Annotated in this window: 5 protein-coding genes; 2 read left to right on the forward strand and 3 right to left on the reverse strand. The window is 46.4% G+C overall.

The window, feature by feature from the left end; all coding sequences use genetic code 11:
* Positions 1–59: 59 nt before the first annotated feature.
* From C7K08_RS11340 to C7K08_RS11350, 3 genes are all read right to left on the reverse strand, one after another.
* Positions 60–1,856, reverse strand: a complete 1,797-nt coding sequence (locus C7K08_RS11340) for a tetratricopeptide repeat-containing sulfotransferase family protein (RefSeq protein ID WP_161955899.1) — start codon at positions 1,854–1,856, stop codon at positions 60–62.
* A gap of 35 nt (positions 1,857–1,891) precedes the next feature.
* Positions 1,892–3,316, reverse strand: a complete 1,425-nt coding sequence (locus tag C7K08_RS11345) for a Calx-beta domain-containing protein (protein ID WP_106500723.1) — start codon at positions 3,314–3,316, stop codon at positions 1,892–1,894.
* Positions 3,317–3,477: 161 nt separating this feature from the next.
* Positions 3,478–3,693 carry a DUF6447 family protein gene (locus C7K08_RS11350; protein WP_106500724.1) on the reverse strand — a complete coding sequence of 72 codons (216 nt, stop codon included), beginning with the start codon at positions 3,691–3,693 and terminating at the stop codon, positions 3,478–3,480.
* 179 nt (positions 3,694–3,872) lie between these two features.
* Between C7K08_RS11350 and C7K08_RS11355 the strand changes: the two genes are divergently transcribed.
* Together C7K08_RS11355 and C7K08_RS11360 are read left to right on the forward strand one after the other, a co-directional pair.
* The gene (locus tag C7K08_RS11355; protein WP_133165238.1) at positions 3,873–8,465 is read left to right on the forward strand and encodes a beta strand repeat-containing protein; all 4,593 of its coding nucleotides are present in this window, start codon (positions 3,873–3,875) and stop codon (positions 8,463–8,465) included.
* Between the two features lie 106 nt (positions 8,466–8,571).
* Positions 8,572–9,092: hypothetical protein (locus C7K08_RS11360; protein WP_133165239.1), on the forward strand; the 521-nt coding region annotated here is incomplete at its 3' end.

Below are 9,092 nucleotides of genomic sequence, written 5' to 3' on the forward strand. Positions count from 1 at the left end.
GTTCAATAAGCCTTTTAATTTGAACTTCTGGCTTAGCAAGCATTGCATCTACATCCCAATTAATTATGTTCAATAAGCCTTTTAATTTGAACTTCTGGCTTAGCAAGCATTGCATCTACATCCCAATTAATTATTGAAGATGAAGGATCAGCCATATGGAATTCCATTGTTTTCTGGTAAAATTTAAAATAAGATATAATATCATCGATATCGTAAGCCCAAGGATTCCGTGATCCCCAATAGCCCTTGTAAATTGCAAGCAAGTTGCTAATAGGATTACGGTAACAATGTATAATTTTTGCTTGCGGAAAGATCTTAGTAATAGCAGTGCAATACTGGAAACCAAAAAAAGATTCATTAGTTAATAAACTAGCCATATCATTGTCATAATACATTTCTTTGATTACGGAAATTTTGGATGCCGGAAAAGAATTTATATTAGAATCAAGAATATAATTGCGMGCAAGATCAAAAAAATGATCTTTACATAAATCTCCTAGGTTATGATTTTGAGCTAAAACCATTTGCACCAACTCAGCACCACAACAGGGAATCCCAACCAAAAAAATAGGTTTATATTCATCTGGCCAAGTAGAGCTAATGGAACCAATGGCCCGGTTAGCATCAATCAACTTGTTCAAATCTGGGATTTGCCATGAAGAGGAAGTATGCATAATTTTATTGCCCTTTTGATAATATTCAAATGCAGATTCGTTACTCAAATCATCCATATACTTTGCAATAGCAAAATATAAATAAGCCTGCTGATCTGGTGCAGAAGTTTTCAACAAAGATTGTTTCACCCTAGCGAAGGGCTCTGATTTTTGTTTTGCATCAACTAGCAGAGATAGATAATACTCAGCCTTTGCAAGCTCAGGATTAATCAAAAGAATATTATCATAAAGATAGATAGCATTATTAAAATTCCCTTCAACAGTATGGGCATTGGCAAGATTAAACATAGCTTCTAGCGATTGTGGATTAAACAGCAGAGCTTGCTCATAGAAGCTGATAGCCACTTGGTAWTTACCAAGCTTTGCATGAATTAATCCAAGATTTAGATAGGCCTCAACAAAATCAGGCTTAAGCTCAAGAGCTTTCTGGTATGCATCAATAGCTTCTTGAATATCATTATTAATAGCTAGGGCAACACCAAAATTAAATAGAAGATCWGGGGAAGAAGGATTTAAAACTATAGCACGTTCAAAGATTTCAATAGCAGAGGTGATATCACCAAGAGCTTGATAGGATTTACCAAGATTATTTAATGCTGCCAAATGACTTGGGTTTATAGACAATGCATCTAAATAACTAGCAATTGACTGGTGATACTCGCCAAGTTCAGCMAAACAAAAACCTAAATTAGTTAGAGCTTCTACAAAACYAGGATTTAAGTGTGTAGCTTGCTTATAAGCAACAACCGCCTCATTAAAACGACCCAGCTGAGATAACACATTACCAAGATTATAAWAACAAATAAAATTATTTGGYGATAAAATTAAGCATTTTCCATAATATACAATAGCTTCTTCGAAATTAGCCTGACCTTTTTTTATAAAACCAAGGGTTGCCCAGCCTTCAGAAAAATCTGGATTAATAGCTAGGGCATGATTTATGAAAGTTTCTGCTTYTGTTARTTCKCCTTTACCTGCGTATATAATAGCTAAATTACCAAGAATCAAAAAATGAACAAAATCAGCCTTAATTAAGGATTTATAAATAATTGCAGCCTGCTCAAGTTTACCCTCCTGAAAGAGAAGATGAGCAGAGATAGCCCGCTTTTTATTTTCGCCATGATTTATGATACTTTGGTTATTTTTGCCAAATCCAGCAGGGCTTTGAGTGGGATTTGCCATAAATGCCGGKTACATTAAATTTAAATGTATGAAGCCTAACTAACAGAACGGGAACCACTTTGCAAGATGGATAGCTGTTGGGGATTTATTACTAAGGAAGCAAATTGAGCGGGAGCAAAACCAGTATTGGTRAATGGTAAGAAGCCTGTAGGCGCTGAAATACCRAAATTGTAAATTGGCTGMAATTGTAAAAAATGAAGCRGATCAACGGAGCTAGCCGCAATAGCATTAAATGGTGAATTAACAACAATATTTTTAAGATCAGCTGGTAAGGCTACATTTACACCTGGTGAGATTGGGTCTACACCAATTGAAATTTTAGAGTTTTCACTAGCTTGTACACCACCAGATATTGCAATATTTTGRCTGGAAGGAGGTAGATAACCAGCGGCCCCAAAAAAGGGAAGAAATTGAGCAGGTGGCCAATAGATGGATGCATTTGTGCCATAGGCAATAGTGGTGTTGGCAGGAATAGAAATTGAAGAACCATCCGAAGCTTTAAGACCACCAGAAATAGCAATAGGAGTGGATTGCTGAGAAAAAGAACCCGTATTAAAATAATTATCRTCGTCTGTATCTAAAATWGAAACGTAACCAATAGTTCGAGTGAAGTTAGGAGCTACCGTATTGAGATTATTTGAATCGGAGGAAAGCATTAATGAGATAAACTCTGTGGCTTCAAAGAGAGAATCATTCAGGGTGGGAATAAGTGAGGTGTRTGACTTTTGATCCTTGGCAAATACAATAGGCTCTGAAACTTTATTATAGTCTTTACCTAGGCTTGCAGTTCCACCGAACGAATTTAGAGATAAATGTTGCACCTCATTAAGATTTCCTGTACGGGTTATTAAAACTTTTGCTACATYACCTTCCATAACTTTAGCATCTGAAATAGAGAAATATGAAGGTTTCGCAACTGGGGTAGGTGGAACTACACCACCACCACCACCAGAATCAACGWTTGAAGCGGAAACTTGAAAAACTTGAAGATCATTAAAATCCTGATCGCCACCTCCTGCAATATCTTCTACAGAGAAAGAAAGTGAACCATTATTCCTAATATTAGAAAATTGACTAGGATTTTCTACAGACCATGCAAAGAATGTATCACCAGTTGATTGAATGCTTGCRTAGGGGGCATATAGTGCACCACCRGSAACAGTAAATTGCTGATTTACTTGTTGATTATTAGGTGCACTAAGRCTTAAACTATTACCATTTGAGTAAAGTAAATTATCAGAGGCYAAGGCAATGGTCTTATAGTTTTCATCACCAGGTTTTACTACTAACGACCCACGCGATATAGCACCATCATAATTATTAACTTTGTAAAAACCTATTGATTCTGTATAAGATGAGTCTTGAGAAACATTAAAATTAAGGGATACAGATTTACCTGCGTAATCAGTTAGATCTAAAAGCGGTGCACCACTGGGGGTAATGAGGGGCTTGCTAGCCATAATGTGCCTCGGATTCGTGGTAAGGGTAAAGGGGTGTCAAAGCAAAAATCTGAACTACATAGCTAAATCTRTAGCACRAGAYGAGGCCATATGTCAAGCAAATGCAAATTACTGTTTTTATGAACTAATAGTTAGACAAAACAGCGATCAACGCCATTGGCTTAGGGAAGAGGYTGAACAGAAGCCAAGATAGATGAGAGCTCCTGWACCATGGCTTGTCGCGCGTACATATTTACCCGTAGGGCTTCTTCATGGTGACGGATCTGGGCATCTGCCCATTGGAGATTTTGGATCGCAGCTTTTGCCGTATCAGGTAAATCCTGGATCGCATAGCGCTTATCAGCAAAGGTGAGCACTGAACTGCTGGAATTAGGCATGCAAGAAACAAATACATACCCATACTAGCAATTTGCCACAAAAACGCAAAAGCGCTTTTCCGTTAAAGGGGCAAACAGGCTTCCCGCGATGCCGCTGATATGGTTTACCGACTTAGCAGCTGATTAAACCAAAGCAGAAAAAAGAGGCGATCATTAGCAGGAATTAATTTTTTATCTCCATGCCTGACACCATCAATGCAGTTGCCGTTGACACCTCAACGATCAACACTGGAATCGACGGGACTACGTCGGCGGTAACCAACGAAACCGCCTCCTCCACTTCCACGTCTGTTGACGGCATTGCCACAGCTGCTACCAAGGCCACAAATTCCACTGGTATTCAGGATTCCACGATTACGGCGGGTCAGAGCCAGACCATTACAGCTGAAGAGAACGGAACCGCTACGGCTGCGGCGACTACCTCAACAGCTCGGGAGCCTATAACGACCGTCGGAATTTCAACCGAAGGTGTCGTTACCTACCACACAGCTACAGGTGCCACACCTGTTGTAGGCGATGCCATCAGCTTCAGCGTTCTTGACGTAGCCGGCGCTGGGCTTTCAGCAAATAAAATCTATTACATCACAGCTCTTAATACTGGTGCTGGCACAGCCGTTGGCACATTCACAATTTCAGAAACGCCTAGTGGGAATGCAGTACGGCCAACAGCTGCTTACGGTTCCTCTACCGGAACTCTGTTAGAATCAAATGCAGCGGCGTTTTTCTCAGGCGATGCAGGCGGCGTTACTGATGTCGAAAAGAATATTGCAAACATAAGTGTAACTGGAATAACTACAGGCGCTGTTGTAACGGGCAGTACTGCAGCGTTGAGCGCTGGAGACGCCATTCAATTTAGTGTTCTATCTGATATAACCGCCGGACTGAGCACAGCCACAACATATTATGTTGACAAAATCTTAAGTTCGACCACATTTTCCATTAAAGATGCCGCAGGCAATACGCCTACAATTACTGCGGCGATTGTCTCCGGTACTGCTGGTTACACTGATGCTACCGCAGACATAACAAGTGGAACCACTGCGAACATTAATACTACTGCAAATAACACTGCTACTGCAACTGCAATTAATGCAGCTGGCGATGCAGCCGCTCAAGCCTACCTGACAGAAAGCGTAGGTTTGCAAAATCAAAACCTGACTGTTGGAAGTGCAGGAACTATCACTGCCAACGTCGATGGCGATGCCATCGCAAGTGCAACTTCTGTGGGAACAACTGGTTTGCCTGCGGCTGCAATTGCAGCCTCTACAGCCGTCAATGTTGTTGGTATTGATGATGTAGGCAATCAAGCTGGCGATTTCATTTTTGGTACGACGGGAGACATCACCACCAACGTAGGCACTTCTTCCGATCGTGTCACGGTGAGCGCTACTGCAGCAACCACTACAGGCGCCGCTGATGCAGATGCGGTGCTCACTAGAAATGTTGGTATTCTAGAAACAGCTTCAGGCTTGATCCAAGTTGGAACTAATGGCACCATTTCGGCTGGTGCTTTTAATACCACAAATGCCAGTGCCACAACTATCACGGGTGCATCAGATGCTGATGCCACGATCACCAATGCATCCGGCATTGATATGGCTGCAACTGCCAGCCTGATCACGGGTCAGGCTGCAACAGTCTCGGGTACGGCCAACACCTCCAGTACGGTGGTGGCATCAGCCGTTACCAGTACTGCAAATGCCAATTCAACACTATCCGAGACCAGCGGCGTAGAAATTGGCATTGTGACCGCAGGCACTAGCGCCACCATCGCGGGCACTGATACTGCAGGTCTCAGTGCATCAGCCACATCCGTTGATGCTGCTGCAACCTCGGAAGCAACAAATGCCTCAGCCAACGGAGTTGAATACACTACTTTCACTTCCGGAACCACTGCTTCGGTAACGGGCACTACCAGCAGTTCCGTGGTATCAGCCGCCGCCTCCACTGACGCTAACGCCACAGCCGACTCAATCGTAGGTTCTGTTGATGGTGCCACTAGTGCTGGTACTTTCACTGCCGGTACATCAGCGGCATTGAGTGGCAGTGCGACAAACTTAATCAACTCCACCGCAACAACGGTAGGTGGAATAGCCGATGCGGAAGCTGATACCACCGACGCCTCAGGTATTGACATATCTTCTTTGACCACTGGACAAGGTGCAACAGTCAACGGCACTGCCACCACCTCCAGTACCGTTCAGGCATCCGCTGTCGTCGGAACAGCAACAGCGCTTTCAGAACTCGACGAAACAAGCGGCACAGAAATCACCACGGTGACCGCCGGTACCACTGCCACTATTACCGGTACTGATACTGCATCTCTCAGTGCATCAGCCTCTTCAGTCGATGATGCTGCCTTCGCATATGGCATAAACACTAATTCCGATGCCGTTGAACTCACAACCTTCACCTCCGGTACGAGTGCTGCTGTAACGGGTACCGCCACTAGCACGGTCACAACTGCAGCCACCTCCACTGACGCTAATGCGACTGCAGATTCTCTTACATCCGAGGCGGCTGGTGTCACCAGTGCCGGTTTGTTCACGGCTGGTACTTCAGCAGGATTGAGTGGCAGCTCAACGGTGGTGCAATCCTCAACTGCCACCACAACTGGAAATCTTGCCTCTGCAGATAACGCCTCAGCGACCACTGTTGTAACAGCAAACTATGGCTTGGATTTAGATACTGATGACACAATAATTGGYACCKCAGGWACTATTAGCGGCAGCGTTGCTGGAACGAACAGCGCAACGGCAACTGGTACCACAGCTGATGCGTCAGCAACTGTAACGGTCACAGATTCAACAGGTATTGATCTGGGCAACACAGCTCTAACAACTACGGAAACTCTTAGTACTGGAACTTCTGTAGGCATTACGGCTAGCTCGCTGGGTACCAACACAGCTACAGCAACATCTGTAGGTGCTGATGCCCAGGCTGCGATTAGCCAAGTAACGGCCAATGCCCTAGGCGACGGCCTCGGGGTTATCGCCGCTGGAACCAGTGCAGCCATCGGCGCKACGGCCACCTTCACCAACACCGCCACYGCAACAACAACGTCTGGMAACTCAAGCTCGCTTCTTGGTGCCGATGCAACCRTCGGCAACGATACTGTCGCCGCYGTTGACGTCWCATCCATCACYTCAGGCACAACCCTGACGATGGCCGCTGCTGCAAGCAGCACYCAAAYAGCCAATGCCAGCAAYGTYGGTACATCCGGYACCAGYRTTAAAAATRATGCAACTGCAACCGTGGCCGGTACTGACACCATCTCCGGTATTGAAAGCACTACAATTTCCGTCGGCACCAACACCACAGCCTTCACCGCAACAGCAAACCTCGCCGGTTCTGCAACCTCCAACACCACCTTTGGTGATGCCGCCTCAACAGCGGGCAGCGCTTCAACCGTGTCTGGTCTTACCACTAGCGACGGTACAAACACTCTGACCATCGGTCAAGATGCCGTCGGTGGCATTGGTCTCGGGGCAACAACAACCCTTTCTGCCCTTGCGAACACCGTCTGGGAGAGTGCCAACGCCACCGTTGGCAACACTCTCGTGGACACCACTTCAATCGGTAACGATCAAGTTGACATCACCGTTGGCCGAGATGCCGGAACGATTTATACATCCTCAACCAACGTGCTTACGGCGACAGCAGCAACTATTGGCGACCTAGTAGGCATCGATACAGCGGATGCAAAGATTTTCCAAACAGCCGCTGGTACCTATGATTCCAAAATCATCATTGGCAATGACGGCAACCTCACAAACGTTGCTACCACAACCGGCAACGCGAGAGCAACAAACGTTGGTAACAGCTTGGATAGTGATTATTCAAGTGCAATCCTGACTCTTGATGTTGATGGCCTTAAGCAAGTCGCTTCAACCTCCGATGTCAGCATCGGAGCCGATGGCAATGTGCAGTCTCAGGCACAAGCTAGCGGCAGTGCTTTTGCACAAAACGTTAATGGCGCTGAGGGCACCGCTTCAGGTTGGGGTGCGTATGCCAAAGGTGATCTCGATGTCTATGGCGCAAGTTTGGCTAACGCTGACACTGACATCACCATCGGCCAGTCAGGCAACATCACAGGCTTGGCCATTGTGGGTACGCTCAACGCAGGCGTCCTCGGCAACCAAGTAAGTGTCACCAGTACCACCACTGAAGGTACCTCCTATGCCGTCGGTACCGTCGATACCGCCGGTATTCTGGGCACAGGTGCTACTTCCACCTCAGGCACTCCAGGAACCAACCAAAGTCTCCTGACAGCCGGTCCCCTCGATGGTGATGTGATCGGTCAATCGATTACAGGCATGGCTGTCCTTGCAAACACGATTGGCAGTACAAATGCCGATGATGCTTCCAGTTCGATGATTGCAACCATCGGAGGTCTCCAAAATGTGGATATCCTGGGCGGCCAAACCGGTGTCAACTTGATCAAAGGCACCTCAACGGGTGATTACGATTCAACTGCGATCTCGATTGCAGGCGATTCGACAGCTGTTGGCACTGTCACCGGTTATGGCATCTACGACACAGATGGTACAGGCAACATCACTACTTCTGGCAACATCCAAGCCATCTCCAACTTGCTCAACACAGTTGTAGCAAGCTCTGTTGCAGGCACCGCAACAGCAACGGCCACCACCACAGCGGTTGGGATTGGTAACTACAACGTCACCATCCTTGGCTCCGGCACGGTGACAGCCAACGCCACCGGACTGGCCGAGTCCACCGCCAGCTCGGTTGCTGGTCGCGCTTCTTCATAGGCCTAACAAAACCAGGAGAGAGGATAACTTCCCAATGTGGGGGGCTTCGGCCCCCTTCTTCGGGTATCAACTAAACTAAAATCATTGAGAGATTAGAGGTCGAACTATGGGTGCACTATCCAGGGCCATAGCCCTAGTCTTTCAACCAGGTGAGATCCTCACCGCTGGCGACAACCTTGTATTGGGCATCAACCCAACCGCCAAGGCCACCACCCGCGAATTACAAGTTCTTCGTGATACCAGCCTTGCCGGCGGGGAGCTCGCTACCGATGCCCAGGCCTTTGCCCGTGGTATCGGTGCTGGTAACAGCCGTTTCCTCTCTGATGTTGGCATCGAGCTCACCGCTCCTTCCGCCCAACCCCTCAAYCACTACGAAACCGAGCACGGCGATCTACCCGTCCTGATYCTTCCCACCGGSAGGTTCACGGGCACTGTTAAACAAGTTGAAGCGGTAGGTGAACTAGCAGAGACCGATACAGGCCTTTTCAGGGGCATTGTCAAAGAAGACTACCCAACTGGAAAACAAGTTGGAAAACCAGTAAAAACCGACGGTGTTGACCCCCAAACTGGCCAACCGATTGCTTTTAGTGATCCGGCAACCGTTGATGATGCCAGTCTCTACAACTC

The sequence above is a fragment of the Synechococcus lacustris str. Tous genome (assembly GCF_003011125.1).
Lineage (GTDB): Bacteria > Cyanobacteriota > Cyanobacteriia > PCC-6307 > Cyanobiaceae > Synechococcus_D > Synechococcus_D lacustris.